The organism is Kitasatospora sp. NPDC002227, from assembly GCF_040296285.1.
In the GTDB taxonomy this organism is placed as follows: Bacteria; Actinomycetota; Actinomycetes; order Streptomycetales; family Streptomycetaceae; genus Kitasatospora.
On record NZ_JBEOWY010000024.1, the window covers coordinates 59871 to 86838 of the forward strand.

Below are 26968 nucleotides of genomic sequence, written 5' to 3' on the forward strand. Positions count from 1 at the left end.
TAATCTTTCAGTGCGGCAAGGGCCTATAGCTCAGACGGTTAGAGCGCTTCCCTGATAAGGAAGAGGCCACAGGTTCAAGTCCTGTTAGGCCCACCTGCAAGAAGGCCCCCGGTCACGAGAGTGACCGGGGGCCTTCGTCGTACCGCAGTCCTGCCCGAGGGTGGGTTACCGGTGTGTATCATCGGCCGCAAGGCGGTCTATCCACGCAAGTAAGAAGGACGAGGTCCCGCGGTGAAGAAGCTCCTCCTGGTCGCACTGCTCGCCCTCGGCGGGCTCTTTGTCTACCGTCAGGTCCAGGCCGACAAGGCCGAGCAGGACCTGTGGACCGAGGCCACCGACCCGGTGCCCGCCGCGCGCTGAGGCAACGACCGACTCGGTCCCCCGCCCACGGCGCCATGCGCGCCGTGGGCGGAAACCTGCTCAACAGCCGCGCCCGCGAGCAGGTACGCTAGGGCGCAGCACAACCGCACGGGGCTTTAGCTCAGTTGGTAGAGCGCTGCCTTTGCAAGGCAGATGTCAGGAGTTCGAGTCTCCTAAGCTCCACGTGCACCGGCGCCCCAGGCCTTCGAGGCCTGGGGCGCCGGTCGTTTTTCCGGGCCGCCGTCAGTGCGGTTTGCGGGGGTCGTGCGGCTTCGGGCGGTCGTCACCGGGCTTCGGGGGGTGCGGCTTGGGGTGCTCCTCGGCCGAGGCCTCCTCGGAGGCGGCGGCGGAGCCGTTCACCGGGGTCGGTTCGGCGACGGGGGCGGTGCCGATGCTCGCCGGGGGTTCGACCAGCCACTCGGGGCTGGACTGGCGGCGCCACCACTGCCAGGCGCACAGCCCGGCGCCGATCGCCAGCAGGCCGGCCACGGCCAGCCCGGTGCCCTTGCCGCGCCGCTGCTCCTTCTTGGCGTTGCGGGCGGCCAGCGCGCTGATCTCGGCGGCGCTCACATGCCCTTGAAGGGCCGTCAGGGCGGCGCTGCCGCGCTGCTGGGCCGTCAGGGCGGCGGGAGCCAGGACGGCCCGCGCCTCGCTGATCCTGGGCCCCACGGTGCCCTTGGTGCTCTCGGCCGCCCTGGCCGCCGAGAGCTTGGCCGCCAGGGCGGCCTCCTGGGCCCGGTGGACGGCCTTGATGGTGTTGGCCTGGGTCTGCGGCGGCAGCGCGGCGAAGGCCTGCTCCAGGCGCGGCCCGAGGGCCTCGACGGCCGGGCCGATCCGGTGGCGGGCCTCGAGCGCGAGCTGCGTGGCGGTGTCCCTGGCCTGGGTGGCGTAGGGCGCGAGGGCGTCCTTGGTCCGGTCGGCCGTCTCACGGGCTGAGTGGGTCACTGGCTTCTCCTCCTCGGTGCGTCCTGCTGCACGGCCTGTGCGGCGTCCGTTATGCACCCTTGCACCTGATTGGAGATCATGCATCCCTATCTGACGCCCGGCGCGCCGGGTTGAGCCGTCTGCGGCGCGCCTGCTCCGACGGAGGCTCCGCCCCGGGCAGGTGGATCATGGGATGATTCCGGGGTCAGAGAGACCGGCAGCACCTAGGACAGAAGGAAGGCACACCGTGGCTGAGAAGCTCCTTGCCACCCTGAAGACCAACCGCGGCGACATCGTCGTGGAGCTCTTCCCGAACCACGCTCCGAAGACGGTCGCCAACTTCGTGGAGCTCGCCACCGGCGAGCGCGAGTGGATCGACCCGAAGACCGGCCAGAAGACCAACGCGCCGCTGTACAACGGCACGATCTTCCACCGTGTCATCGCGGGCTTCATGAACCAGGGTGGCGACCCGCTCGGCAACGGCACCGGCGGCCCGGGCTACAAGTTCGCCGACGAGTTCCACCCCGACCTGGCCTTCACCAAGCCGTACCTGCTGGCGATGGCCAACGCCGGCCCGGGCACCAACGGCTCGCAGTTCTTCATCACCGCCGCGCCGACCACCTGGCTGACCGGCAAGCACACCATCTTCGGCGAGGTCACCGACCCGGCCAGCCAGAAGGTCGTCGACGAGATCAACAACGTCCAGGTCGGTCGCAACGACCGCCCGGTCAACGATGTCGTGATCGAGTCGGTGGAGATCACCAAGGGCTGAGTGCCCTGACGCCGTACGGCGGTACCCTGGCGGTCCCGGTGGCATCCCGAATACGGGTCTGACACCGGGATCAGCCATGAGAAGGGGACAACGGGATGGACGAGCAGGCCCGGCCGCAGGCCGAGGGGAGTCCGGCCCTGCCCGGCTGCTACCGGCACCCCGAGCGCGAGACCGGCATAGGCTGCGCGCGCTGCGGGCGCCCGATCTGCCCCGACTGCATGACCAACGCCTCGGTGGGCTTCCAGTGCCCCGACTGCGTGCGCGGCGGGCACCAGCAGACCAGGGCCGCCACCACCCGCTTCGGCGGCCGCCCGGCGGCGGACGGCGCACTGGTCACCAAGATCCTGATCGGGATCAACCTGCTGGTCTTCGTGCTCACGCAGTACGTGCGTCCCGAGTGGAAGCTGACGCTGAGCCTGTTCAGCTGGCCGGAGGGCCTCTACGAGGGCTTCTGGCACCCGGCCATGGGGGTCGCGGCCGGGCCGCAGGAGTGGTACCGCCTGCTCTCGGCGGTCTTCGTGCACAACGGGGAACTGCACATCGCGATGAACATGGTCTCGCTCTGGGTGCTCGGCCCGCAGCTGGAGGCGGTGCTCGGGCGGCTGCGCTACCTGGGGCTCTACCTGGTCGCGGGGTTGGCGGGGAACGCCTTCGCCTACCTGCTGACCGACGGCAGCACCTACTCGGCCGGCGCCTCGGGCGCGATCTTCGGGCTGCTGGGCGCCACGGCGGTGCTGTTCAAGGTGACCAGGACTCCGCTCGGGCCGGTGCTCGCGCTGCTGGCGTTCAACCTGGTGATCACCTTCTCGATGTCGAACATCGACTGGCGCGCGCACCTCGGCGGTCTGATCGCGGGCACCGCGATCGGCGCCGGGATGATGTACGCCCCCCGGGCGAACCGGAACCTGCTGCAGGGGTTGACGGTGGCCGCGGTGCTGGGGGCCGCCGTCCTGCTGGTGGTCCTGGAGAACGTCCGCCTGGGGTAGTGCGTGGTTGTCCACAGTGTGCGCGGGGTTGTGCACGGGTGGTTCCACGACCCCCTGGAGAGGAACCGTGCTACGCGCGTCCACCTGTGGGCATGGCGAGAATCACGGCGTGCTCAGGGCCGGATGGCGGAAAAGTTATCCACAGGGCGGGAGGACTTTTCCCCACTGTGGATAACTGTGTGGATAAACACATCGTCTGCTGGTGCGACCGGTGGGCCGCACCAGCAGACGAGGGGTTCAGCGCCTCGGACCGGCTACTTCCACTGCGTGGAGACGCCGAAGCCGGCGGCGATGAAGCCGAATCCGACCAGGATGTTCCAGTTGCCCCAGGCCTGGACCGGCCAGGTGCCGCTGGTCACGTAGTAGGTGACGATCCAGACCAGCCCGATCAGGAAGAAGGCCAGCATCAGCGGGGCGACCCAGCTGCGGCCGGTACCGATCTTCACGGCAGTGGCCGTGGTGCTGGTGGGCGGGGTGTAGTCGGACTTCTTGCGGAGTCGAGACTTCGGCACGAGGGGCTCTCCTGTCGATGCGCTGTGACCGCGCAGGGTGCACTGGGCGGGGCGGCTGTGGGGGCCGGTCAAGTGTCGGGCGCTCCGCACATGCCACCGGCGTCCGTTAGCGTAGTGGCTCGCCGGGTCTGAAGGAGATAAGGGTACGGTGCCTAATTCCACGATTCCTCCGCACCCCGGCTCCGGGCGCCGCGCGAGCACCCGAATTGTCGGACGTGCCCTGACCTGCGCCGTCTTCGCGCTCGCCGGACTGCTCTTCTACATCAGCGCGCAGACCGCCCAGGGCACCTCGCTGCGGACCGACAACACCCTGCTGCACCTGTCCGACGTGATACAGCAGCGGTCCACCCAGAACCAGCAGGACCAGGCCCAGCTCTCCGCCCTCCAGGACCGCGCGGACGCCCTGGTGAAGGAGCAGAGCCGCAGCCCCGCCGACACGGCCCAGCTGGACGCCCTGCAGAAGGCCGCCGGGCTGCAGGCGCTCCAGGGCCCCGGCCTGACCGTCACGCTCAACGACGCCCCGCCCGGAGCCACCGCCCGCATCCCCGGCGTGCCCGAGCCGGGCGTCAATGACCTGGTCATCCACCAGCAGGACATCCAGGCGGTGGTCAACGCGCTCTGGCGCGGCGGTGCCGAGGGCATCCAGGTGATGGACCAGCGCCTGATCGCCACCAGCGCGGTGCGCTGCGTCGGCAACACCCTGCTGCTGCAGGGGCGGGTCTACTCGCCGCCGTACGTGGTCAAGGCGGTCGGGCGGACGGACGGGCTGCGGGCGGCCGTCGACAACGACCCCACCATCCGCAACTACCTGCAGTACGTCGCCGCCTACGGGCTCGGCTGGAAGGTGCAGGAGAGCACCGACCTCCAGGTGCCCGGCTACGGCGGCAGCGTCGACCTGCACGCGGCCACCGGAGGCTGAGCGGGGGGAAGTCACCTGCGGCCCCGGCCGGACTGGCCCTAGTCTTGACTGCGACCTGAACCACTTGGAGCGCCATGTACGACTGGATCTGGCGGCACCTGCCGGGCAACTTCCTCGTCCGGACGATCCTCGCGCTGCTGCTCCTCGCCGGGGCGGTCTACGTCCTGTTCCAGTACGTCTTCCCGTGGGTGGAGCCCTTGCTGCCCTTCGGCGACGTCACGGTCGACCAGAGCGGCACCGGATGACCGGGCCTCAGCACTCCAGGAGTAGTACGCGCATGACCTCGCTCGCCGGCTCGCCCCGCATCCTCGTGGTCGACAACTACGACAGCTTCGTCTTCAACCTCGTCCAGTACCTCTACCAGCTGGGGGCCACCTGCGAGGTGGTGCGCAACGACGAGGTGACGGTCGGGCACGCCACCCGGGAGGCTTTCGACGGGGTGCTGCTCTCCCCCGGGCCGGGCTCGCCCGAGGAGGCCGGGGTCTGCGTCGAGATGGTGCACCACTGCGCGTCGATCGGGCTGCCGGTCTTCGGGGTCTGCCTCGGGCTGCAGTCGATCGCGGTCGCGTACGGCGCGGTGGTCGGGCGGGCGCCCGAGCTGCTGCACGGCAAGACCTCGCTGGTGGAGCACGAGGACTTCGGCGTCTTCGCCGGGCTGCCCTCGCCGCTCACCGCGACCCGCTACCACTCGCTCTCGGTGGAGCCCGCGACGGTGCCGGCCGAGCTGGTGGTCACCGCGCGGACCGGCAGCGGCGTGATCATGGGCCTGCGGCACCGGGAGCTGCCGGTGGAGGGGGTGCAGTTCCACCCCGAGTCGGTGCTCACCGAGGGCGGCCACCGGATGCTGGCCAACTGGCTGACCGAGTGCGGCGACGCCGGGGCCGTCGGCCGTTCGGCCGGGCTCGCGCCGGTGATCGGCCGGGGCTGACGCGGTGACGGGGGGACAGCGCCGGGTCGTGGAGGCCGAGCCGGGGGACTGGGGCGTCTACGAGCCCGCCGAGCAGCCCGAGGAGACGCTCCGGCTCCGGGTGGCCGCGCAGCCCGGGCGGGCCCCGCTGCGCGGCGGCTCCGGGCGGCGGCGGGCCGCGGGGCGCCCGCGCGGGCCACGGGTGCGGCGGCCGGAGGCCAAGCGGGTGGTGGCGGCCCGGCTGGCCGGGGAGCTGCTGATCACGCTCGGAGCGGTGATGCTGCTCTTCGTGGCCTACCAGCTCTGGTGGACCAACGTGCAGGCCGACGCCTCGGCCGACGGCACCCGGGCGAAGCTGGAGCAGCAGTGGGCCGCCCAGCGGCCCGGTACGCCCGCGCCTGGCGCCCCCACGGGCAAGGCTGCCGGTGCGTTCGCGCCCGGGCAGGGCTTCGCCGTGCTGCACATCCCCAAGCTGGGGCTGACCTACCCGGTCGCCGAGGGCACCGGCAAGCAGCAGGTGCTCGACAAGGGCCTGGTCGGGCACTACACCGGCACGGCGATGCCGGGTGACCAGGGCAACTTCGCGGTCGCGGCGCACCGCACCACGCACGGTCAGCCGTTCCGCCAGCTCGGCCGGCTGGTGCCGGGGGACAAGGTGGTGGTCGAGACGGCCACCACGTACTACACGTACGAGGTCGCGGGCGGCATCCCGGAGACGCCTCCCTCGAACGTGTCGGTGATCCTTCCGGTGCCGAAGGGCTCGCCGTTCGGCGGCCCCGGGCGGTACCTGACCATGACGACCTGCACGCCGGAGTTCAGTGCCCGGGGTCGGCTGATCGTCTTTGGCAAGATGGTCGAGGAACGGCCGAGGAGCCAGGGGCAGCCCCCGGCGCTCGGGTAGGCGGCACAGCAAGGCGGTCGGTGTGGCGAGGGCATTACGCAGGCGTCGTGGCCGTGGGTCGGTGCTGCTCGGGGTGGTCGGCGAGCTGCTGATCACCGCCGGGGTGGTGCTGGCGCTCTTCGTGGCGTACTCGCTCTGGTGGACGGACGTGCTCGCCGACCACCGGGCCGGGCGGGCCGGGGGAGACCTGCGCCGGGAGTGGGCCTCGGCGGCCCCGCAGACTCCCGGTACCCCGGCCTCGCCGCCGCCGGTGTACGCGGCGGGGGATGGTCTCGGCTTCCTGCACGTGCCGGCGATGGGCAAGGGCGACCAGACGCTGATCCGGCTGGGCACGACCCCCGAAGTCCTCAACGAGGGCGTGGCCGGGGTCTACCAGGACCCGTACCAGGCGGCGATGCCCTGGGCCCCGGAGGGCAACTTCGCGCTCGCCGCGCACCGGGACGGGCACGGCGCCCGCTTCCACGACCTCGACAAGGTCGCCAAGGGCGACGCGATCGTGGTCGAGACCCGGGACAGCTGGTACGTCTACCGGGTGGACGCCACGCTGCCGCAGACCTCGCGCTACGACACCGGCATCATCGCGCCCGTCCCCGCCGAGTCCGGCTACGACCGGCCGGGGCGGTACATCACCCTGACCACCTGCACGCCGGTGTACACCTCGCGCTACCGGATGGCCGTGTGGGGCAGCCTGGTGCGGGTCGACCCGGTGGATGCGAAGCGCACTCCCCCGCCGGAGCTGCGCTGAATCCGGCCGTCCGGTGGGCGAGTTGGCACAGATCCGGTCGGCCTCCGCACAACCTGTGGATAACTCGGGCACAGTTGGGGACAACGGCGGCCAACCAGCCCACTGACCCGCACCGTTGTGTCACCCACAGCTACTTGACGCCCTGTGGACAAGCCTGTGCACAACGGAGGGGGCCACCGCGTGCGCGGTGACCCCCTCCGGGTGGGGCGTGGTCAGTTGCCGGCGGGCGGTGGCGAGGAGCCGCCGTCCTTCTTGCCGGGCATGGTGTAGAGCTTGATCTGGGTCTTGGGGTCGACCATCGTCCCGGCCGGCGGGTCCACGTTGATGATGACGGCGTTGCCGTCCTGCGGACCGGCCACGACGATTCCGCTGAGCCCCTTGGAGCTGAGCAGGTCGGTCGCCTGCTGGAAGGTCTTGCCCACCAGGATCGGCACGGCGACCTTGTCCGCCTGCTTGTAGACCGTGATCGTGACGGTGCTGTTGGGCGCCGCCTTCGAGTTGGCCGGCGGGTTCTGGGCGGCCACCTGGCCGACCTTGGCCGGGTCGGTCGCCGGGGTGTTCTTGGTCTGGACCGTGAAGCCCGCGCCCTCGAGCGTGCTCTGGGCGCTGGCGGCGTCCTGGCCGACCACGCCGGGCACGGTGGTCTTGTTCTGGCCGCCGGAGAGCACCAGGTTGACCGTCGCGCCGGTGGCCGCCTGGCCACTCGGGTCCTGCGAGACGACCGAGTCCTGCGCGACGGAGTCGCTCGGCTGGTACGTCGTGGTGCCGATGACGAAACCGGCCTTGGTGAGGGCCTTGGTCGCGTCGTCCTTGGTCTGGCCGACCACGTTGGGGACGGCCACCGAGGACGGGCCGGAGGAGAGCTGCACCGTGATGGTGCTGTCCTTGTCGACCTGGGTGTTCGGCGTCGGGTTCTGCGAGCAGACCTGGTCCTTCTGGACGGTGCTGTCCTGGCACTGCACCGCGTCGCCCTTGTGGATCTTCAGCTTCAGGGAGGTCAGCGCCGACTCCGCGTCGGCGTAGCTCTTCCCGGTCAGGTTGGGCGCGGTGACCTTGGCGTTGCTGCCGCCGCCCGGCTTCACCATGGCCTGCACGACGAAGTAGGCACCCACCAGGACCAGCACGGCCGCGACGGCCAGGATGATCCACGAGGTGTTGTTCTTCTTCGGCGGCTCCTGCCCGCGGCGCCCGCCGCGGTCGTAGCCGTCGTCGTAGCCGCCGCCGTCACCGCTGCCGCCGCCGTAGGCCGGCTGCTGGTCGTAGCCGTAGCCGGGCTGCGGGGAGCCGACCGGGGGCATCATCGTGGTCGGACCGGCCGCGCCCTGCGGGGGCAGCAGGTTGGTCTGGCCGTACGGGTCGTGCTGGGCGTAGCCCTGCTGCTGGTCGTAGCCGTAGCCGGCCGCGCCCATGCCGTAGGCGGCCTGCTGGGCGGCGACGACCGGGAGGCCGTCGAGGAAGCGCTCGATGTCCTCGCGCATCTCGTCGGCGCTCTGGTACCGGTAGTCGCGGTCCTTGGTGAGCGACTTGAGCACGATCGCGTCGATCTCGGGCCGCAGCTCGGGGTCGTACGTGGACGGCGGCAGTGCGTCCTCGCGGACGTGCTGGTAGGCCACCGCGACCGGCGAGTCGCCGACGAACGGGGGCCGCACGGCGAGCAGCTCGTAGAGCAGGCAGCCGGTGGAGTAGATGTCCGAGCGCGCGTCGACCTGCTCGCCCTTGGCCTGCTCCGGGGAGAGGTACTGGGCGGTGCCGATCACGGCGGAGGTCTGGGTCATCGTCATGCCGGCGTCACCCATGGCGCGGGCGATGCCGAAGTCCATGACCTTGACGTTGCCCTGCCGGGTGAGCATGACGTTGGCGGGCTTGATGTCGCGGTGGACGATCCCGGCCCGGTGCGAGTACTCGAGCGCCTGGAGGATGCCGATGGTCATCTCCAGCGCGCGCTCGGGCAGCAGGCGCCGCCCGGAGTGCAGCAGCTCGCGCAGGGTCGAGCCCTCGACGTACTCCATCACGATGTACGGGATGGAGATGCCGTCGATGTAGTCCTCGCCGGTGTCGTAGACGGCGACGATCGCGGGGTGGTTGAGGGAGGCCGCGGACTGTGCCTCGCGGCGGAAGCGGGCCTGGAAGGACGGGTCACGGGCCATGTCGGCCCGTAGCGTCTTCACTGCGACGGAACGGCCGAGCCGGGTGTCATGGGCGAGGTACACCTCGGCCATGCCGCCGCGCCCGAGGACGCCGCCGAGCTCGTACCTGCCGCCTAGGCGACGAGGCTCTTCCATAGTTCCGACCCTCTCCCTCACCGGCCGGTGAGGATGTGACGTAGGTGTCCCCGCACGCACTGTTGGACGCGGCCGACACCACGCTGGTTCTGTGACCTCGGCCCCACGGCCGGGGCCGCGGGCGAGCTGCGGGCACACCCGCTGCTGCGGATACGCTACCGCCCCGGCCCGGCCGAGCCGTGCCGGGCCGCCAGCTGAGACCAGACCGGTACCGAAGGCCCGCCTACTTCAGGACGGCCTCCATCACGGACTTGGCGATCGGCGCGGCCAGGCTGCCGCCGCTGATCTCGTTGCGCTCGGCGGCGCCGTCCTCGACCACCACGGCCACCGCCACGGACTTGTTGTCGGCACCCTTGGCGTAGGACATGAACCAGGCGAACGGCAGCCCGCTGTTGTCCTGGCCGTGCTGGGCGGTGCCGGTCTTGCCGCCGACGGTCAGGCCGTCGATCTGGGCCTTCTGGCCGGTGCCCTCCTTGACCACGCTCTCCATCAGCTGCTGCAGCTTCTGCGCGGTGCCGGCGCTGACGGCCTGGCTGAGCTGCTTCGGGGAGTGCTTGGAGATGGTGGTGAGGTTGGCCGAGCGCTCCTCCTCGACCAGGTACGGCTGCATCAGGCTGCCGTTGTTGGCGATCGCGGCGGCCACCATGGCCATCTGCAGCGGGGTGGCCCTGGTGTCGTGCTGGCCGATGGCGTCCATCGCGGTGCCGTCGGGGGAGGAGTTCGGCGGGAAGAAGCTGGCCGCGGCCCGGATCGGCACGTCCAGCTGCTGGTTGTTGAAGCCGAACTTCTCGGCCTGGGCGCGCAGCTTGTCCTTGCCCAGGTCGGCGCCGATCTTGCCGAAGACGGTGTTGCAGGAGTAGTCCATGCCGGTCTGCACGGTGGCGCCGGCGCAGGGCTCGTCCGCGCTGGCGTTCTTCAGCTCGGTGTTGGTGCCCGGCAGGATGTAGTGGTCAGGGGTGTCGGTCTTGTCCTCGATGCCCTGGAAGACGCCGTTCTCGAAAGCGGCCGCGGCGGTGACCAGCTTGAAGGTCGAGCCCGGCGGGTACGTCTCGCGCAGCGCGCGGTTGAGCATCGGCTTGTTCGGGTCGGCGTTGAGCGTGGTCCACGCCTTGGCGTCGTCCGCCGCGCCGCCGGCGAAGGTGGACGGGTCGTAGGACGGGGTGGAGACCAGCGCCAGGATCTTCCCGGTGGCCGGGTCGATCGCGACGGCCGCGCCCTTCTTGTCGCCCAGGCCCTCGAAGGCGGCCTTCTGCGCCTTGGCGTCGATCGTGGTGACGACGTCGCCGCCCTGCTTCTGCTTGCCGGTCAGCATGTCCAGGGTGTTGCGCAGGAACAGCCGGGAGTCGGTGCCGGCCAGGATGCCGTCCTCGAGCTTCTCCAGCTGGCTGGAGTCGTAGGCCTGCGAGGACCAGCCGGTGACCGGGGCGTACATCGGGCCGTCGATCCAGGCGCGCTTGTACTTGTAGCGCAGGCCGTTGACGAAGTCGGACTTCGTGACCGGGTTGCCCTGCACGATGATGTTGCCGCGCGGGTAGGCGTAGCGGTCGTACTTGTTCCGGTCGTTGTGGCTGTTGCTCGCCCAGGTGTCGGCCTGCACGCCCTGCACCCAGTTGGTGCGGACCATCAGGGCGAGGATCAGGACCAGGCAGAAGACCGAGACCCGGCGGATTGGCTTGTTCACGAGGGAGTGTCCCCAGAGGTCGTTATCGGCACGGGGTCGGCGGCCGGGCGGCGGGCGCTGTCGCTGATCTTCATCAGGAGGGCGATCAGGGCCCAGTTGGCGACCACCGAGGAGCCGCCCTGGGCCAGGAAGGGCATGGTCATGCCGGTCAGCGGGATGAGGCCGGTGACCCCGCCCGCGACCACGAAGACCTGCAGCGCGAAGGCCGAGGAGAGGCCGACGGCCAGCAGCTTGCCGAACGGGTCGCGCGCGGCCAGGCCGGTGCGCAGGCCGCGCTGGACCACCAGGCCGTAGAGCAGGAAGAGCGCCATCATGCCGGTCAGCCCGAGCTCCTCGCCGAAGGAGCCGAGGATGAAGTCGCTCTTGGCGGCGAACTGGATCAGCCAGGAGCGGCCCTGGCCGAGGCCCGAGCCGGTGACCCCGCCGGAGCCGAAGGCCATCAGGGTCTGCCCGATCTGCTCGGTGGAGCCCTGCGGCGGCTTGGGCGCGAAGGCGGCCATCGGGTCGAGCCAGGCGTCGATGCGGGTCTTCACGTGCGCCTCGGAGGAGGCCACCACGGCGGCCCCGCCGATCGAGAGCAGCAGGCCGAAGACGATCCAGCTGGTGCGCTCGGTGGCGACGTAGAGCATCACCACGAAGAGGCCGAAGAACAGGAAGGAGCTGCCGAGGTCGGTCTCGAAGACCAGGATCAGGATCGACAGCAGCCAGACCACGATGATCGGCCCGAGGTCGCGCCCGCGCGGCAGGTAGAGGCCCATGAAGCGGCGGCTGGCCAGCGCCAGCGCGTCCCGCTTGACCATCAGGTAGCCGGCGAAGAAGACGGTCAGGATGATCTTGGCGAACTCGCCGGGCTGGAAGGACATGCTGCCCAGGTGGATCCAGATCTTGGCGCCGTAGTCCTCCTTCCGGGCGGGGAAGAACGCGGGCGCGGCCAGCAGCACCAGGGCCACGGCCATCGAGATGTAGGTGTACCGCTGCAGGATCCGGTGGTCCTTCAGGAAGACCACCACCACGATGAAGAACGCGACCCCCAGGCCGGACCACATCAGCTGGTTGGCGGCGGCGGGGTAGTTGCTGGCCAGCAGCTTCCCGGCCTTGTCGAGCCGCCAGATCATCACCAGGCCGAGCCCGTTGAGCAGGGTGGCCAGCGGCAGCAGCAGCGGGTCGGCGTACGGCGCGAACCGGCGCGTCACCAGGTGCGCGACCGCCGCGAGCGCCCCCAGGCCGAGGCCGTACTCCAGCATCCCGGCGGGCAGCTTCTTGTCCATCGCGAGCCCGACGTTGGCGTACGCCAGCATCGGCACCACCACGGCGAAGGCCAGCAGGGCCAGCTCGGTGTTGCGCCGGTTGGGGGTGGTGCTCGCGCTGTCCGCCGCCGTCCGCCGGCGCAGACGGCGGGTGGCCGGGGAGGGGCTGCCGTTCAGGTCGAGGGTGCTCAAGAGACCGTCCTACTTGCCCGGCGGGCAGTTGCTCGCCAGCTGCTGCTCGGCCGGGGTGAGCTGCGGGTTCTGCGGCGGGGTGGCGCTCGGTGCCGGGGTGGCACCGGCCGAGGGGCTCGCGCTCGGGCTGGGGCTGGTGCCCGGGGTGGTGGTGCCGGCCGCGCCGACCTTCTTGCAGACGGCGGCCTGGGCCTGGAGCTGCTGCACCTGGGCCTTGGCGTCGTCCAGGCTGCTGGCCTGGATGGTGTTGCTGACCTGGGTGCGCTGGTAGCTCGGCAGGTACTTGAGCTCGACGTCGCCGTAGCTCTGGTACACCGAGGAGAGGCTCAGCCCGGCCAGGCTCTGGTTGACGCCCCGGTACACGGCGACCACGTCGCCGTCCGCGCCCACGTAGTACTGGCTCTGGGTCCAGCGCCAGCCGAAGTAGCCGGCGCCGCCGAGCAGGCCGAGCGTGACGGTCAGCGCGACCGAGACCTTCAGCCAGCGGCGGCCGCGCCGCGGCGCGGGGAGGTAGTCCTCGTCGTACGGCTCGGCGGGGGCGCCGCGCGCGGGCTCGGGGGCCGGCGGGTACGGCTCGCCGTAGCCCTCCTGGTAGCCCTGGTCGTAGCCGTAGGGCTCGCCGTAGGCCTCGGCGGGGCCGAAGCCGGGCTGGCCGCCCTCGTAGCCGCTGGCCGGGCCGAAGGCGCCCTGGGGGGCCTGCGGGCCCTGCTGGGGGCGGCCCAGGCCCGCCGCGCGGCCGGCCGCGTGGTCGGCCATCAGGTGGTCGTGGTGCCCGGGCGGGGTGTCCGCCACCGCGCCGACCACCACCGGTACGCCGGCGAGCTGACCGCTCAGGGTATCGGTGTGGCCGACCTCGATGACGTCCGCGACGATGCAGGTGATGTTGTCCGGGCCGCCGCCGCGCAGGGCGAGCTGGATCAGCTCCTGGACGGTCTGCTCGGGGGAGTAGAAGCTCCCCAGGGTCTCCTGCAGGGTCTGGTGGGAGACCGGGCCGGAGAGGCCGTCGGAGCAGATCAGGTACCGGTCGCCGGCCCGGACCTCGCGGATCGACAGGTCCGGCTCGACCTGACCGCGGCCGTCCAGGGCGCGCATCAGCAGCGAGCGCTGGGGGTGGGTCTCGGCCTCCTCGGGCGTGATCCGGCCCTCGTCGACCAGGCGCTGCACCCAGGTGTGGTCCTGGGTGATCTGGTCCAGGCGGCCGTCGCGTAGCAGGTAGGCGCGGGAGTCGCCGATGTGCACCAGGCCCATCCGCTCGCCGGTCCACAGCAGCGCGGTCAGGGTGCAGCCCATGCCCTCGAGCTGGGGGTCCTCCTCGACCAGCTGGCGCAGCCGCTCGTTGGCGTCCTGCACCGCGGAGTTCAGCAGGGTCAGCAGGTCCGCGCCGGGCGCGGCCTCGTCCAGCCGGACGATCGAACCGAGCGCTTCGGAGGAGGCGACCTCACCGGCCGCCGCCCCGCCCATGCCGTCGGCCACGGCCAGCAGCCGCGGCCCGGCGTAGCCGGAGTCCTCGTTCCCCTCCCGGATCAGGCCCTTGTGGGAACCGGCGGCGAACCGCAGCACGAGACTCATACGGACCGGGTCTCCCTCTGATTGCCGCACTTGGTCGGTGTGCTGTCCCTCATGCGCTGGCTACTTCCGCAGTTCGATGACGGTCCTGCCGATACGGATCGGCATCCCCGGCTGGAGCGGGGTGGGCGCGGTGAGGCGCTGCCGGTCCAGATAGGTGCCGTTGGTGGAGCCTAGATCCTCGACCGTCCACTGCCCAGCCTGGTCCGGGTAGATCCTGGCATGCCGGGAGGAGGCGTAGTCGTCGTCCAGCACGATGGTGGAGTCGTGCGCCCGGCCGAGCGTGATGGTCTGGCCCTGGAGCGCCACCGTGGTGCCGGCCAGCGAGCCCTGCACCACCACGAGCTGGGTGGGCGCGCCCCGGCGCTGCCGGGGCTGGGCCTGGGTCGCAGCGGTGGGCTGCTGGGGCGGCGGCGGCCCGGCCTGGCGGCCGGGGCCGGCGGCGGGCGCGGCCGCCCGCCGGGCTGAGCGCGGGTTCACCTTGGTGCCGAACAGGTCGCTGCGGATCACCTGCACGGCGACGATCACGAAGAGCCACAGCACGGCCAGGAAGCCGAGCCGCATGACCGTCAGGGTCAGTTCTGACATGGGGGGACCGCTCTACCCTTCGACCTGTCGGTAGACGATGGTGGTGCTCCCCAGGACGATCCTGGAGCCGTCGCGGAGCGTAGCGCGCTGGGTGTGCTGTCCGTCCACCACGATGCCGTTGGTCGAGCCGAGGTCGAGCACCATCGCGGGGGTGCCGGGGCGGATCTCGGCGTGCTTGCGGGAGACGCCCGGGTCGTCGATCCGCACGTCAGCCTCGGTGGAGCGGCCGAGCACGCAGGCGTTCCCGGTGATCTGGTGCCGGGCGCCGTTCACCTCGACCCAGCGCCGGGTGGCGGCCCCGGTGTGGCCCGCCCCGGGGAAGGGCCGGACGTTGCCGCCGGCCACCGGCGGGGCCGTCGGGGGCATGCTCGGGGGTGCGGCGGGCGGCGGCGGCGCGGAGTAGCCGGGCGCGCTCTGCTGCTGCCAGGGGGCGCCGGGGGCCGGCGGGGTCGGCTGGCGGCCGTAGCCGGTGGGCTGCTGGTGCGGCTGCTGCGGCTGCTGCGGCGGGGCCGGGGGCTCCTCGGCGGCCAGCGTGCGGCTGCGCACCCGGTACAGACCGGTGTCGAGGTCGTCGGCCCGCTCCAGGGTCACCTGCAGCGGCCCCATGAAGCTGTAGCGCTGGGCCTCCGCGTACTCGCGGACCATCCCGGCGAGCTCGTTGCCGAGCTGGCCGGAGTAGGGGCTCAGCCGCTCGTGGTCGTGCGCGCTCAGCTCGACGATGAAGTCGTTGGGCACCACGGTGCGGTCGCGGTTCCAGATGGTGGCGTTGTTGTCGCACTCGCGCTGCAGCGCGCCCGCGATCTCCACGGGCTGGACCTCGGACTTGAAGACCTTGGCGAAGGTGCCGTTGACGAGACCCTCAAGTCGCTGCTCGAACTTCTTCAGGACTCCCATGGGGCACCCCCTTCCTGGGGCTTCGGACGGGCCCTCGGCGGGCCCTGCTGGCGGTACTTCCGTACTGATCGTATCCACGCCCGGGCCATCCGTACGGTTCCCCGCGCGGGCGGGGCCCGGGGGTGAGGCGTGGCACAGGGCTCCACCGGGGGTACCCAGGGACGGGCCCGCTCACCCCTCCCTGGGCCGTTTGCCCGCCTCCGGTTGCGGGGCCGCCGGAACGGATTTCGGGATCACCCGCAGGCCGTGCTAATGTTTTCCACGTCGGAAGGGGCGGCCGCAAGGCAGCCGGACGGAAGACCAGCGAAGAGCCCGAGTGGTTCGGAGCGGGGCGGAAGTCAGGTAGGGTTCACAACGACAAACACCCTTGCGCGGGTGGCGGAATAGGCAGACGCGCTGGATTCAGGTTCCAGTGCCCGAAAGGGCGTGGGGGTTCAACTCCCCCCTCGCGCACAGCGAAGCCCCGCAGATCTTAGGATCTGCGGGGCTTTTTTGTCGTTCCGCCGGCTCCCGGGGCTGCCTCGGCGCAGGAGCCGCCCTCCCGATGGGGCTGTCTTCCCAGGCTGATAAAAAGCTGACCAGGAAATCCCGCTGGCGGGTCCGGAGAGAGATGCCAGGTTCGGTGCTTCCGGTACCGATTCGCCTCTCTCCCCCCGGCGGTTGATTCCACCATCGCTTGTCACGCCGTCCCGAGGAGAATGCGGATGCCCGAGCCTTCGCCCCGCATACCGAGGCCGGTCGCCCGCGCGACCACCCTCGCCGCCGTCACCGCTCTGGTGGCCGCCGCCGGTCTGCCGACCGCCCTGGCCGCCTCCGCCGACGCCACCGCCGTGCAGCGGCTGAGCAACTCGGTGCCGAAGGTGCCCGCCGACGCGACCAAGATCGCGGACCCGGCCGGCGACACCCCGCTCGACCTGTCCGTCACCCTCGCGCTGCACGACGCGGAGGGGGCCAAGGCGCTGGCCGCCGCCGTCACCGACCCGGCCTCGGCGCAGTACCACCACTACCTGGCCACGGGTGAGTTCGCGCAGCGCTTCGGCGCGGACGCGGCCACCGTCGCCAAGGTGACCCGGGCGCTCGAGGACGCGGGCCTGAAGCCCGGCGCCCTGCAGGCCGACCGGCTGACCATCCCGGTGCACACCACCGTCGCGGGTGCCAAGAAGGCCTTCGACATCGGCATGGCCGGGTACCGGCTGGCCGACGGCACCACCGGCTTCCAGAACACCACCGCCCCGGCCCTGCGCGGCGACATCGTCGGCGCGGTCACGGCCGTGGCCGGCCTGAACTCGGTGGCGAAGCTGCGCCCCCACCACGTCACGGCCCCGCTCAAGGCCGCCACCGCCGGCCCGGCCGCCGCGGCGCCGGCCCAGGGCGGCTACAGCCCGCGGGTCGCCTCCAACTACCCGCAGCTCTGCGCGAGCGTCCGGGACCACCTCTCCACCGCCTACGGCGTCACCGACGGGCAGCAGTACTTCAGCCCCGACTCGCTGGCGCGGGTCTACGGCATGTCCGGCCTGAGTGACGGCGGCGCGGGGTCGACCGTCGCGATCTTCTCGCTGGAGTCCTACTCCGCGGACGCGCTCGCCTCCTACCAGAGCTGCTACGGCACCAACACCGCCGTCCAGACGGTGCTGGTCAACGCGGGCACCCCGGCCCCGGCCGACACGAAGAGCGTCGGCTTCGAGGCCGCCCTCGACCTGGACACGGTCATCGGCCTGGCCCCCAAGGCGAACGTGATGTTCTACCAGGGCCCGGACGGCGCCACCAGCGACCAGGGGCTCGACGTCTACCGCCGGATCGTCACGGACAACAAGGCCGACGTCGTCTCCTCCAGCTGGGGCTCCTGCGACTACCTGGGCGCCCAGGCGGTCGTGGACGCCGAGAACCAGCTCTTCCTGCAGGCCGCCGCGCAGGGGCAGACCGTCCTCGCGGCCTCGGGCGACGACGGCTCCAGCGACTGCAAGCGGGCGACGAACGTCAGCGACGCGGACCGTCTCCACGCCAGCGCGGACGACCCGGCCGCCCAGCCCTGGGTGACCGGAGTCGGCGGCACCACCATCGCGGGCGGCGTCGGCTCGCCGAGCGAGACCGTCTGGAACCACGGCGGCAACGCCTCGGGCGGTGCCATCTCGCTGTGGTCGCTGCGCAACTCCAGCAACTTCCAGGCCGGCTTCACCGCCCCGGGCTTCGACAACCGGTTCTGCCAGGACGCCACCGCGGCGCAGAGCAACACCTGCCGTCAGGTGCCGGACGTCTCGGCGGTCGCCGACCCGGGCACCGGCTACCTGATCACCACCGGCCCGGCGCTGGGCGACTGGCAGCCGATGGGCGGCACCTCCGGCGCCGCTCCGCTGTGGGCCGCGCTGACGGCGCACGTCAACGCCTCGGGCAAGTGCTCCGGCCGGGTCGGGAACCTGAACCAGCCGCTCTACCAGGCCGCTCGCGCCGGCCGGAGCCCGCTGACCGACATCACCTCCGGCAACAACGACATCGGCTACCAGGGCGGCAAGTTCGCCGCCGGCCCGGGCTACGACATGGCGACCGGTCTGGGCACCCCCAAGGGCGCCCAGGTCGTGGACGCCCTCTGCCCGCCGGCCGCCACCTACGTGCCGGTGCCGCCCAAGCGCATCCTGGACACCCGTAACGGCACCGGCAGGGGCCAGGTCGGCGCGATGGCCTCGGTCAACCTGAAGGTCGGCGGCCAGGGCGGGGTGCCGACCAGCGGCGTCTCCGCCGTGGTGCTCAACACCACCGTGGTCGACACCGCGTCGGCGGGTTACCTGACCGCCTACCCGGCGGGCACCCAGCGTCCGCTGTCGTCCAACCTGAACTGGACCCAGGGCGCCGTGGTGCCGAACCTGGTCACCGTGCCGGTCAGCGCCGACGGCACCGTGTCGCTGTTCAACGGCTCCTGGGGCGGCTCGGACTTCGTCGCCGACGTGGCGGGCTACTACACCACCGCCGGCGGCGGTTCGCAGCTCGCGCCGCTGGCGCCGAAGCGGCTGCTGGACACCCGTGACCACACCGGGCACGGCACGGTGGCCACCAAGACCGGTGTGTCGCTGCAGATCGCGGGCGCCGGAGGGGTGCCGCCGACCGGGGCGACCGCCGCGGTGCTGAACGTGACGGCGGTGGACACGGCCTCGGGCGGCTACCTGACGGTGTACCCGTCGGGCGTGGACCGCCCGCTGGCCTCCAACCTGAACTGGACGACCGGCCAGGTGGTGCCGAACGCGGTGATCGTGCCGATCGGTTCGGACGGCAGGATCGAGCTGTACAACGGCTCCTGGGGCTCGATGGACGTCGTGGTGGACATCGCGGGCTACTTCTCCCCGACGGCCACCGGCGGCAAGTTCCACGCGGTGAACCCGACCCGGCAGATCGACACCCGGCAGGGCCACGGCGCGCTGACCAACAACCAGCTGCTGACGGTGGGTCTGACGGCCCCGAACCTGCGGGTGCCGGCCGAGGCGACCTCCGCGGTGCTGAACGTCACGGTCACCAACACCACCAGCGCGGGTTACCTGACCGCCTGGGCCCACGGCGGCGACCGTCCGGTGGCGTCCAACCTGAACTGGACGGCGGGCCGGACCGTCGCCAACCAGGTGACCGTGCCGGTGCACGACGGCCAGGTGGACATGGCGGCCGTCTGCAACACCACGGACGTGGTCGTCGACCTGTTCGGCTACTACAGCAACTGACCGCTGCCACCCGGGCGCCCTTCCCCGTCACGGGGGAGGGCGCCTTCGTGCTGTCAGGCCGCCGGGAGTTCGGCGCGGACCAGGAAGCCGCCGTCCGGGGTGGGTGCGGCGGTCAGGGTGCCGCCCAGCAGGGTGGCCCGCTCGCGCAGGCCGACCAGGCCGTGGCCGCCGCCGGGGAGCGGGTGGCGGGGGTGGCGGGTCGGCGGGCCGTTCTCGACCTCGACCAGCAGGCACGGGCCAGGGGCGCTGACCCTGACCTCCACCCGGGCCCCCGGGGCGTGCTTGGAGACGTTGGTGAGCGCCTCCTGGACGGTCCGGTAGGCGGCCCGCTCGACCGCCTCGGGCCAGGGCTTGCAGCCCGGGTCCAGCGCCGTGGCCACCGTCAGCCCGCTGCCCTCGACCAGGCCGGGCAGATCGGCCAGCCGGGGCTGCGGGGCGAGCGGCACCCCGGGCCGCACCCCGGACGCGCGCAGCACGCCGACCATCTGGCGCAGCTCCTCCAGGGTGCGCACCGACAGCTCCCGGATGGTCCGGGCGGCGTCCTTGGCCGCCGGGTCGGGGGTGCTCACCTGGAGCGCGCCCGCCTGGACGCTGATCAGGCTGACCTGGTGCGAGACCACGTCGTGCATCTCCCGGGCCAGCCGGGCCCGTTCGGTGACCAGCACCCGCTCGGTGAGCAGCCGGTTCTCCCGCTGCTGCCCCCGGGTCAGCTCGTCCAGCCGGACGGCCAGCTCGTGCCGGGTGCGGGAGAGCAGGCCGAGGGCGGCCGGCCCGGCGGCCAGCATCACGCTCTGGATGGCGTACAGCGCGTTGTCCCGGTCGAACGCGAGCGGGTGGTCCGAGAGCGGCCAGTGGAAGAACTCGACCAGGGCGAAGGCGGTGGCGCACACCGCCGTGACCCGGGGGCGGCCCAGCTGGGCGGCCACCGAGTAGACGGCGACCACCGGGGCGATCCAGATGTAGGTGAAGAAGGTGCCCGGCAGCACGAGCAGCAGCACCGGTACGGGCCACCGCCGCCGCAGCGGCAGGGCGGCGGTGGCGAGCCCGGACAGCGCGATCTCCCAGCCGGCGGCGCCCTTGGCGACCAGTGCGGCGTCCACCGCGGCGAGCAGCACCGGCACGGTGAGCAGGAACCAGGGGGCGCTGGTCCAGGCCGGCCGAGCCGGGCGCCCGGGCCGGGCGGTCAGCGCGGTGGCCCCGGCCAGGCCGGCCGGTGCCGCGGTCTCGGGCGCGAGCCCGGTGGAGGTCATGCCTCGGGCTGCTCAGTGGTGCGGACGAGACCGGCCCGGTTGGCGACCACGGCGGCCTGCACCCGGTTCGCGGCGCCGAGCTTGCCCAGGATGGCGCTGATGTGGTCCTTGACGGTGCCGGTGCCCAGGAACAGGCGGTCGGCGATCTCGGCGTTGGAGAGCCCCTCGCCGAGCAGCGCCAGCACGTCCAGCTCGCGGCCGGTCAGGGTGCGGGTGAGCGCGGCGGCCTCGGCGTCCGGGCCGCCGCCCTCGACGTAGCCGCCGATCACCGTGCGGGTCACCGTCGGGGAGAGCACGCTGCCCCCGGCGGCGAGCACCCGCACGGCGTGCACCAGCTGCTCGGGGGCGGTGTCCTTGAGCAGGAACCCGGACGCGCCGGAGCGCAGTGCGGTGCCGATGTACTCGTCCGTGTCGAAGGTGGTGAGCATCGCCACGGCGGGCGGGTGCGGCAGGGCGCGCAGTCTGCGCAGCGCCGAGATGCCGTCCAGGTCGGGCATCCGGATGTCCAGCAGCACCACGTGCGGGCGCAGCTGGGCGGCGAGCAGCTCGGCCTGGCCGCCGGAGCAGTCCCCCACCACCTCGAGGTCGGGGGCGGAACCGACGATGAGGCCGAGTCCGGACCGGACCAGGACCTCGTCGTCCACGATGAGGACGCGGATCGGGGTCATGGGGCTCTCCTCGGTGGTACGGCCGGCTGTCTGACGCTGCTGGGGCGTGACCTGAGCCTAAGACCTGTGCCCGGCGGGTGGGCCGCCCCCGCCGATCGGCGGGGGCGGAATCCGCTGACCGGTTCACGCGATTCTCATCCGGGGTGAGCAACCATTGAGTCGGCGGGTGGTGCGGATGCGCCCCCACATCTGATCGTTTGGAATTGAGCTGTGTCCTCCACCGAGAAGCTCGCCCGCTGGCGGCTGCGCGCAGCGGCGCTCACCGTCTGGTACCTGCGACTGCTGGCTCTGCTGAACCTCGTGGCCGTGCTGGCGGTGCCGTTCCGGCACCAGGTGCAGCACCACAACGAGGGCGAGTTCTTCACTCCGTACCTGCTGACGGCGGGCCTGACCTCCGTGGTGCTCTCGCTGGCCCTGGCGGTCGCGATGCGCCGTCGCAAGCGGGCGGCGTGGATCTTCAACACGGCGCTGTCGGGCTTCTTCGCGGTGCTGTACGTCGCGGCGATGACGCTGCCCGAGTTCCGCCAGCACCCCTTCAACTACTTCTCGACGGCGCTCACCGTGCTGTTCTTCCTGGCCTGCCTGGTCGGGCGCCGGGAGTTCATCTCCAAGGGAGACCCGTCCAACCCCAAGACCGGGGTGGCGGCCGTGATCGGCGGCCTGGCCTTCGGCGGGGTGGTCGGCGGCTTCCTGGTGCAGCTGACCAACACCATCTCGGGCGCGGGCTTCTGGGACAGGTTCACCTACGCGTTCTTCCGGATGGTCACCCTGCAGCCCTCGGACCACGCGATGGACGTCATCTCGGTGCCGACCTGGGTGAACGCCTTCATCAACGCGATGGGCGCGGTGCTCTTCCTGCTGGTGATCTGGGTGGCCTTCCGCAGCCCGCGCGGGCAGGAGCTGCTCTGCCCGGAGGACGAAGTCCGGCTGCGCGAGCTGCTGGACAGGCAGGGCGAGCGGGACTCGCTGGGCTACTTCGCGCTCCGCCGGGACAAGGCGGTCATCTTCTCGCCCAGCGGCAAGGCGGCGGTCTCCTACCGGGTGGTCGGCGGTGTCTCACTCGCCTCGGGCGACCCGATCGGTGACCCGGAGGCGTGGCCCGGCGCGATCGAGGGCTGGCTGGCCGAGGCGCGCGAGCACGCCTGGGTGCCGGCCGTGATGGGCGCCTCCGAGGAGGCCGGGGTGATCTACGCCCGGCACGGCCTGGACGCGCTGGAGCTGGGTGACGAGGCGATCGTCGAGCTGGACGAGTTCTCGCTGGACGGCCGCGCGATGCGGGTGGTCCGGCAGGCGTACAACCGGGTGAAGCGGGCCGGGTACACCGTCCGGGTCCGCCGGCACGAGGACATCCCCGAGGCCGAGATGGCCGAGCTGGTGGAGAAGGCCGACCACTGGCGGGACGGCGCCACCGAGCGCGGCTTCTCGATGGCGCTGGGCCGCCTGGGTGATCCGGGCGACGGCCGCTGCGTGATGCTCGAATGCCACGACTCGGCCGGTGAGCTGCAGGCTCTGCTGAGTTTCGTGCCCTGGGGCGACAAGGGATTGTCGCTGGACCTGATGCGCCGGGCCCGGGACACCGAGAACGGCCTGATGGAATTCATGGTCATCGAACTGCTTCAGGGTTCGAAGCAGGTCGAGCTGGAGCGGGTCTCGCTGAACTTCGCGATGTTCCGTTCCGTCTTCGAGCGCGGTTCGAAGCTCGGGGCCGGCCCGGTGCTGCGGCTGTGGCGCTCGGTGCTCGGCTTCTTCTCCCGCTGGTGGCAGATCGAGTCCCTCTACCGGGCGAACGCGAAGTACCGGCCGATCTGGGAGCCGCGCTACCTGCTGTTCCAGAAGAGCAGCGAGATCCCGCGGATCGGTATCGCCAGCGCCCGTGCGGAGGGCTTCATCACCGCACCGAGTCTCCCCGCTCTGTTCCGTCGTCGGCATGTCCGCTCGGCCGGCCCGGCCGAGGGCGGTATGCCGGTGGCGGAGCGCAGTGGGAAGGGGTAGTCCCTCCGCCGGGGGGCGGAGGGGTGCCGCGCGCGGGCTCCGGCATCCGGGGGGTTGTTCCCAGGGGGTTGTCAGACTCCAGGATGAGCCGGGATTCGACTTTTAAGCTGAGGCATTCCGTATAGCGAGTCCTTAGTGTGGATGTAGTGACCCGCGGAACCATCCGGGGTGGATGGTTCCGGGTACGAAACGTGTCGGACCGCGAAAGGGAGACGGGGAGCAGTCGTGCAGCAGACAACCCACGCGGGGGGCGTGCGACGAAAGGGCCCGCTGGCGTACGCCAGAGCGGCCGCCGTCGCCGAGTGGGGGGCTCTCTACGGAGCCGTCCGGGACGAGCTGGTCCGCAAGAAGTTCGCCGCGATTCCGCTGGCCACCGCGGCGACGATCCTGATCCTGGTGTTCAGCATCGTGCAGCACCTGCCAGGGGGGGAGCGTTTCGTCACCCACCTGGGTGTGGTGAAGGCCGGCGAACCGCTCGGCGTCGAGCTGCTGCGCACCCCCCTCTCGCTGTACGTGCCGGCGCTCGACCTGCCGGTGTGGGGTGCGCTGGCCCAGGTCCTGCTGGTGTTCGGCGTCGCGGAGATCGTGCTGGGGCGGCGGCTGACGCTGCTCGTCGGCTACGCCTGCACCCTGGCCGGCACGCTGTTCGCCCGGATCGGCGTGGCGCTCGGGCCGGACCACATCTTCGGCTTCCCCAAGTGGGTGGCGTACGTCCGCGACACCGGGCCGTCGGCCGCGGTGGTGGCGCTCGCCGTGGTGATCGCGTTCCGGGTGCGGGCGTGGTGGACGGGCGGAGCGGTGCTGCTCTCGATGGGCATCGAGGCGGTGCTGAAGCCGAACCTGGCGGGGCTCGAGCACATCGTGGCGCTGGTCTTCGCGGTGCTGATCGCCGTCTCGGTGGAGGTCTTCGGGGACTTCTGGCCGCGCGTGCTGGCCGGCGTCGGCGCGGCGACGTCCGTGGCGACGGAGGCCCGACGGCGGACCGCAGTCGCACGCTAGAGCAACCGTCAGGGGCGCGAGGAACCGCGCGAGAGCGGGAGACGACGGCCTGTCGCCTTCCGACTTCGCGCAGTTCCTCGCGCCCCTTGACAGTGCTACTGAGCCATGGCGGCCGGTACGGCGAGGCGCGTGGTTGGCCGCGCCGTTCCCCGCGCCCCCGGAGGGTTAGCGCAGGGTCATCTCGAACCAGACGACCTTGCCCACCGCCTTGCGTGCGGTGCCCCAGCGCTCCGCCAGTTTGCTGACCAGGTTGAGGCCGCGGCCGTGTTCGTCGCCGGCGTCGGCGGGCTCCAGCGAGGGCAGGTTGTGGTTGTCGTCGCTGACCTCGACCAGGAGTTTGTCGACCCGGATCAGCTGGAGCTGGACGTGGTCGCGGGCGACCCGGACGGCGTTGGTGACCAGTTCGGAGACCAGCAGCTCGACGGTGTCGGTCAGGGCGGTGAGCTGCCAGGCGGCCAGCTGCTCGCGGACCAGCGCCCGGGCCCGCCGGACTTCGCGGTTGGAGACCGCCAGCTGCCAGGTGGCCACCTCGGTCGGCGGCACGCCGTCGAAGCGGGCCACCAGGAGGGCGATGTCGTCCTGCCGGTCCTCCGAGTGGAGCCGGTCCAGGACCACGTCGCAGGCCTCCTCGGGGCTCTGCTTCGGGTCGATCAGGTTGCCGCACAGCGCCGCGAGCCCTGCTCCTATGTCCCCGCCCCGGACTTCGACCAGCCCGTCGGTGCACATCACCAGCATCGAGCCGTCCGTCACGTCGATCTTCTTCGACACGAACGCCACTCCGCCGACCCCGATCGGCGCCCCCGCCGGGATCTCGAGCAGTTCGCCGCTGCCGTCCGGGTGCACCAGCACCGGCGGGACGTGGCCGGCGCTGGCCAGCTCGCAGGTGCGGTTGATCGGGTCGTAGACCGCGTACAGGCAGGTGGCCAGGTGGTCGTCGCCGAGCTTGTGGGCCAGGTTGTCCAGGTGGCGCAGCAGCTGGCCCGGCGGCAGGTCCAGGGCCGCCAGGGTCTGCATCGCGGTGCGGAAGCGGCCCATCGCGGCCGCCGAGTGCAGGCCGTGGCCCATCACGTCGCCGACCACCAGGGCGACCCGGCTGCCGGGAAGCTGGATCGCGTCGAACCAGTCGCCGCCGACCTCCGCGCGGCGGTCGCCCGGCATGTAGCGGTGGGCGACCTGCACGCCGGGGATCTGCGGCGGGCGGGTCGGGATCATGGAGCGCTGCAGGGTGGTGGCGACCTTGGACTCGGCCCGGTGCAGCCGGGCGTTGTCGAGCGAGAGGGCGGCCCGGGCGGCCAGCTCGCGCAGGGTCGCGGCGTCCGAGCGGTCGAAGGGCGCGCGGTCGGAGAGCCGGAGCAGCTTGAGGATGCCCAGCACCGTGCCCCGGGCGGAGAGCGGCAGCACCAGCATCGAGCGGCCGGCCACCACCGGTACCAAGTCCTGGCTGCCGAGCGAGATGGCGTACTCCACCGCGACGTCCGGGGTCAGCGTGCCGACCAGGACGGGGGAGTTCTCCTGCAGGGCCAGGCCCGGCGGGGTGGAGCGCGGCATGAACATCAGCGCGCCCTCCTCCTGCACGTGCGCCCACTCGCCGGAGGCCGCGTTGAAGGCGCGGGCCACCCGGCGCAGCGAGGTGGCGTCGTCCGGGCGGCCCGACGGCAGCTCGGCGTCGGAGATCAGGTCGTCCAGCAGGTCGACACAGGCGAAGTCGGCGACCCGGGGGACGAGTACTTCGCACAGCTCCCGGGCGGTGGTGTCGAGGTCGAGGGTGGTGCCGACGCTGCTGCCGACCTCGCTCAGCAGGGCCAGCTGCTCCCCCGCCGCAGGGCTGCTGTGCAGCACCTCGACGGCCGGGGACGGCTGGGCGGGCAGCGCGGCGGCCAGCGCCGGGGCGTGGCCGTTGGCGGAAGGTTCGATGGTGGGGCCTCCCGAGGTCGGGGCGGTGGAGGGGCCGCCCGGGCGTGCGGCCGGGCGGCGGGCGGGGCCCGCCTCGCGCTGGCCGGGCACCCCGGAGCCGGGCAGCAGCCCCAGCGGGGCTTGGCCCGGCGCGGGCTGGCCGGCGGCGGGGCGGGCGGGCTCCGGCGGACGCCGGGCGGCCCGGGGCTGGACGGCGCGCTGCTGCGCCGTCGGGTATCTGCGCCCGAGCCCGGCCGCGACCCGGGCCACCCCGGAGCCGGCCGGCTCGTACGGCAGCACCGGCAGGCGGGTGGCGGAGTCGACCCACAGGGCGGGGGCGCCGGTGCCGGCCAGCTGCCGGAGCAGTTCGGCGCGGCACTCGGCCGAGGTCCGCGGCAGCAGCGCCTCGACGGTGCCGGGCCCGGCCGGGGTGAAGGCCGCCGCGACGCGGTGGAACCCGCCCTGCGGGGCCTGCGCCGCCGCGTACGGGAGCAGCCGCTCGCCGAGCGCGATCCGCGGGCCGGCCGCGCGCAGCGGCCGGGCGTCGGCCGCCAGCACCAGCAGGCCCTGCCCGCCCAGCGGGTAGGCCCACCAGAGCATGTCGCGCAGCCGCTCCTCGCGGTCGAACACGGCCATCGCCCCGGCCCAGGGCTGCTGCTCGGGCCGGGTTAGCTGGGCCAGGGTGTCGAAGGCGTCGCAGCGGCGGCCCTGGCCGGGCGGCAGCGGGGCGGCCGTCTCCGGGCGGGGCTCCACGGCGGGCAGCAGGCCGGTGGCGGCGCGGCCCCGGGCCACCTCGGCGCGGTGGCCGAACAGCTCCTCGGCGGCGCGGTTCCACCGGTCGATCCGGCCCTGCCCGTCCACCAGGACGGCGGCCACCCGCAGCAGCGCGACCACCCCGGCGGGCCGGGCGCCCGGAGGCAGCCGGGCCGGGCTCGGGGCGGCGCCGCTGGGCGTGCTCGGTGTGGAGTTGGGCTCGTCCGCCATGGATC

22 protein-coding genes and 3 tRNA genes are annotated in these 26968 nt (G+C 72.2%); 14 read left to right on the forward strand and 11 right to left on the reverse strand.

The features are described 5' to 3' along the window. Positions 1-19 precede the first annotated feature (19 nt). From ABT095_RS21765 to ABT095_RS21775, 3 genes are all read left to right on the forward strand, one after another. A tRNA-Ile gene (locus ABT095_RS21765) sits at positions 20-93 on the forward strand. Between the two features lie 138 nt (positions 94-231). Beyond that, complete coding sequence (locus ABT095_RS21770; RefSeq protein ID WP_217368170.1) at positions 232-360, forward strand: DLW-39 family protein; 129 nt, start codon at positions 232-234, stop codon at positions 358-360. A gap of 110 nt (positions 361-470) precedes the next feature. Continuing rightward, a tRNA-Ala gene (locus ABT095_RS21775) sits at positions 471-543 on the forward strand. A gap of 60 nt (positions 544-603) precedes the next feature. Here ABT095_RS21775 and ABT095_RS21780 read toward each other — a convergent pair. After that, entirely contained in the window at positions 604-1389 is a 786-nt protein-coding gene (locus ABT095_RS21780; protein ID WP_350531110.1) for a DUF5324 family protein, read from the reverse strand. 142 nt (positions 1390-1531) lie between these two features. Between ABT095_RS21780 and ABT095_RS21785 the strand changes: the two genes are divergently transcribed. Further along, positions 1532-2056, forward strand: a complete 525-nt coding sequence (locus tag ABT095_RS21785) for a peptidylprolyl isomerase (RefSeq protein ID WP_350531111.1) — start codon at positions 1532-1534, stop codon at positions 2054-2056. 95 nt (positions 2057-2151) lie between these two features. Beyond that, entirely contained in the window at positions 2152-3042 is an 891-nt protein-coding gene (locus tag ABT095_RS21790) for a rhomboid family intramembrane serine protease (protein WP_350531112.1), read from the forward strand. Between the two features lie 254 nt (positions 3043-3296). Here ABT095_RS21790 and crgA read toward each other — a convergent pair whose 3' ends face one another. Continuing rightward, on the reverse strand, positions 3297-3554 hold the full coding sequence (gene crgA, locus ABT095_RS21795; protein WP_350531113.1) for a cell division protein CrgA: 258 nt from the start codon (positions 3552-3554) through the stop codon (positions 3297-3299). Positions 3555-3702: 148 nt separating this feature from the next. Between crgA and ABT095_RS21800 the strand changes: the two genes are divergently transcribed. The 5 genes from ABT095_RS21800 (at position 3703) to ABT095_RS21820 (ending at position 7026) form a co-directional block, all read left to right on the forward strand. Further along, on the forward strand, positions 3703-4473 hold the full coding sequence (locus ABT095_RS21800; RefSeq protein ID WP_502884957.1) for a DUF881 domain-containing protein: 771 nt from the start codon (positions 3703-3705) through the stop codon (positions 4471-4473). A gap of 74 nt (positions 4474-4547) precedes the next feature. Then, positions 4548-4718, forward strand: a complete 171-nt coding sequence (locus tag ABT095_RS21805; RefSeq protein ID WP_350531114.1) for a hypothetical protein — start codon at positions 4548-4550, stop codon at positions 4716-4718. Positions 4719-4750: 32 nt separating this feature from the next. Then, positions 4751-5401 (forward strand): aminodeoxychorismate/anthranilate synthase component II, encoded by a 651-nt coding sequence (locus tag ABT095_RS21810; protein WP_350531115.1) that lies wholly within the window; start codon positions 4751-4753, stop codon positions 5399-5401. A gap of 4 nt (positions 5402-5405) precedes the next feature. Further along, entirely contained in the window at positions 5406-6281 is an 876-nt protein-coding gene (locus ABT095_RS21815; protein WP_350531116.1) for a class E sortase, read from the forward strand. A 22-nt stretch (positions 6282-6303) separates the two neighbouring features. Then, positions 6304-7026, forward strand: coding sequence for a class E sortase (locus tag ABT095_RS21820; protein WP_350531117.1), 723 nt, complete (start codon positions 6304-6306; stop codon positions 7024-7026). Between the two features lie 212 nt (positions 7027-7238). Here the strand turns inward: ABT095_RS21820 and pknB are convergent, their stop codons facing one another. The 6 genes from pknB to ABT095_RS21850 form a co-directional block, all read right to left on the reverse strand. Continuing rightward, the gene (gene pknB, locus ABT095_RS21825; RefSeq protein WP_350531118.1) at positions 7239-9308 is read right to left on the reverse strand and encodes a Stk1 family PASTA domain-containing Ser/Thr kinase; all 2070 of its coding nucleotides are present in this window, start codon (positions 9306-9308) and stop codon (positions 7239-7241) included. Positions 9309-9531: 223 nt separating this feature from the next. After that, positions 9532-10989 carry a peptidoglycan D,D-transpeptidase FtsI family protein gene (locus tag ABT095_RS21830; protein WP_350531119.1) on the reverse strand — a complete coding sequence of 486 codons (1458 nt, stop codon included), beginning with the start codon at positions 10987-10989 and terminating at the stop codon, positions 9532-9534. After that, on the reverse strand, positions 10986-12380 hold the full coding sequence (locus ABT095_RS21835) for an FtsW/RodA/SpoVE family cell cycle protein (RefSeq protein ID WP_350531162.1): 1395 nt from the start codon (positions 12378-12380) through the stop codon (positions 10986-10988). Before ABT095_RS21835 ends, ABT095_RS21830 begins: the two co-directional genes overlap by 4 nt. Positions 12381-12437: 57 nt before the next feature. Next, positions 12438-13997 carry a PP2C family protein-serine/threonine phosphatase gene (locus tag ABT095_RS21840; protein WP_350531120.1) on the reverse strand — a complete coding sequence of 520 codons (1560 nt, stop codon included), beginning with the start codon at positions 13995-13997 and terminating at the stop codon, positions 12438-12440. Between the two features lie 60 nt (positions 13998-14057). Beyond that, a complete protein-coding gene (locus ABT095_RS21845) occupies positions 14058-14582 on the reverse strand; it encodes an FHA domain-containing protein FhaB/FipA (RefSeq protein ID WP_350531121.1) in 525 nt (174 codons plus the stop codon). Between the two features lie 12 nt (positions 14583-14594). Then, complete coding sequence (locus ABT095_RS21850; RefSeq protein WP_350531122.1) at positions 14595-15476, reverse strand: FHA domain-containing protein; 882 nt, start codon at positions 15474-15476, stop codon at positions 14595-14597. A 369-nt stretch (positions 15477-15845) separates the two neighbouring features. Between ABT095_RS21850 and ABT095_RS21855 the strand changes: the two genes are divergently transcribed. After that, positions 15846-15929: transfer RNA gene (locus ABT095_RS21855), tRNA-Leu, on the forward strand. A 251-nt stretch (positions 15930-16180) separates the two neighbouring features. Next, a complete protein-coding gene (locus ABT095_RS21860; protein WP_350531123.1) occupies positions 16181-19177 on the forward strand; it encodes a S53 family peptidase in 2997 nt (998 codons plus the stop codon). 53 nt (positions 19178-19230) lie between these two features. Here ABT095_RS21860 and ABT095_RS21865 read toward each other — a convergent pair whose 3' ends face one another. Both ABT095_RS21865 and ABT095_RS21870 read right to left on the reverse strand, forming a co-directional pair. Continuing rightward, the gene (locus ABT095_RS21865; protein ID WP_350531124.1) at positions 19231-20427 is read right to left on the reverse strand and encodes a sensor histidine kinase; all 1197 of its coding nucleotides are present in this window, start codon (positions 20425-20427) and stop codon (positions 19231-19233) included. Then, positions 20424-21095, reverse strand: a complete 672-nt coding sequence (locus tag ABT095_RS21870) for a response regulator (protein ID WP_350531125.1) — start codon at positions 21093-21095, stop codon at positions 20424-20426. The genes ABT095_RS21865 and ABT095_RS21870 overlap by 4 nt, the downstream gene beginning before the upstream one ends. 210 nt (positions 21096-21305) lie before the next feature. Here ABT095_RS21870 and ABT095_RS21875 point away from each other — a divergent pair, with 210 nt between their 5' ends. Both ABT095_RS21875 and ABT095_RS21880 read left to right on the forward strand, forming a co-directional pair. After that, a complete protein-coding gene (locus ABT095_RS21875) occupies positions 21306-23087 on the forward strand; it encodes a phosphatidylglycerol lysyltransferase domain-containing protein (RefSeq protein ID WP_350531126.1) in 1782 nt (593 codons plus the stop codon). A gap of 225 nt (positions 23088-23312) precedes the next feature. Next, a complete protein-coding gene (locus ABT095_RS21880) occupies positions 23313-24086 on the forward strand; it encodes a hypothetical protein (protein WP_350531127.1) in 774 nt (257 codons plus the stop codon). A 165-nt stretch (positions 24087-24251) separates the two neighbouring features. On the opposite strand, the gene ABT095_RS21885 is transcribed toward ABT095_RS21880, so the two are convergent. Beyond that, positions 24252-26963: an ATP-binding SpoIIE family protein phosphatase gene (locus tag ABT095_RS21885; protein WP_350531128.1), complete on the reverse strand. Its 2712-nt coding sequence runs from the start codon at positions 26961-26963 to the stop codon at positions 24252-24254. Positions 26964-26968: the final 5 nt, after the last annotated feature.

Bases quoted from the DNA above. Each gene is read 5' to 3' on its own strand.
- ABT095_RS21780 (WP_350531110.1), bottom strand. From the start codon at position 1,389: ATGCATGATCTCCAATCAGGTGCAAGGGTGCATAACGGACGCCGCACA.
- ABT095_RS21790 (WP_350531112.1), top strand. From the start codon at position 2,152: ATGGACGAGCAGGCCCGGCCGCAGGCCGAGGGGAGTCCGGCCCTGCCC.
- ABT095_RS21805 (WP_350531114.1), top strand. From the start codon at position 4,548: ATGTACGACTGGATCTGGCGGCACCTGCCGGGCAACTTCCTCGTCCGG.
- ABT095_RS21810 (WP_350531115.1), top strand. From the start codon at position 4,751: ATGACCTCGCTCGCCGGCTCGCCCCGCATCCTCGTGGTCGACAACTAC.
- pknB (WP_350531118.1), bottom strand. From the start codon at position 9,308: ATGGAAGAGCCTCGTCGCCTAGGCGGCAGGTACGAGCTCGGCGGCGTC.
- ABT095_RS21840 (WP_350531120.1), bottom strand. From the start codon at position 13,997: ATGAGTCTCGTGCTGCGGTTCGCCGCCGGTTCCCACAAGGGCCTGATC.
- ABT095_RS21845 (WP_350531121.1), bottom strand. From the start codon at position 14,582: ATGTCAGAACTGACCCTGACGGTCATGCGGCTCGGCTTCCTGGCCGTG.
- ABT095_RS21850 (WP_350531122.1), bottom strand. From the start codon at position 15,476: ATGGGAGTCCTGAAGAAGTTCGAGCAGCGACTTGAGGGTCTCGTCAAC.
- ABT095_RS21860 (WP_350531123.1), top strand. From the start codon at position 16,181: ATGCCCGAGCCTTCGCCCCGCATACCGAGGCCGGTCGCCCGCGCGACC.
- ABT095_RS21865 (WP_350531124.1), bottom strand. From the start codon at position 20,427: ATGACCTCCACCGGGCTCGCGCCCGAGACCGCGGCACCGGCCGGCCTG.
- ABT095_RS21870 (WP_350531125.1), bottom strand. From the start codon at position 21,095: ATGACCCCGATCCGCGTCCTCATCGTGGACGACGAGGTCCTGGTCCGG.
- ABT095_RS21885 (WP_350531128.1), bottom strand. From the start codon at position 26,963: ATGGCGGACGAGCCCAACTCCACACCGAGCACGCCCAGCGGCGCCGCC.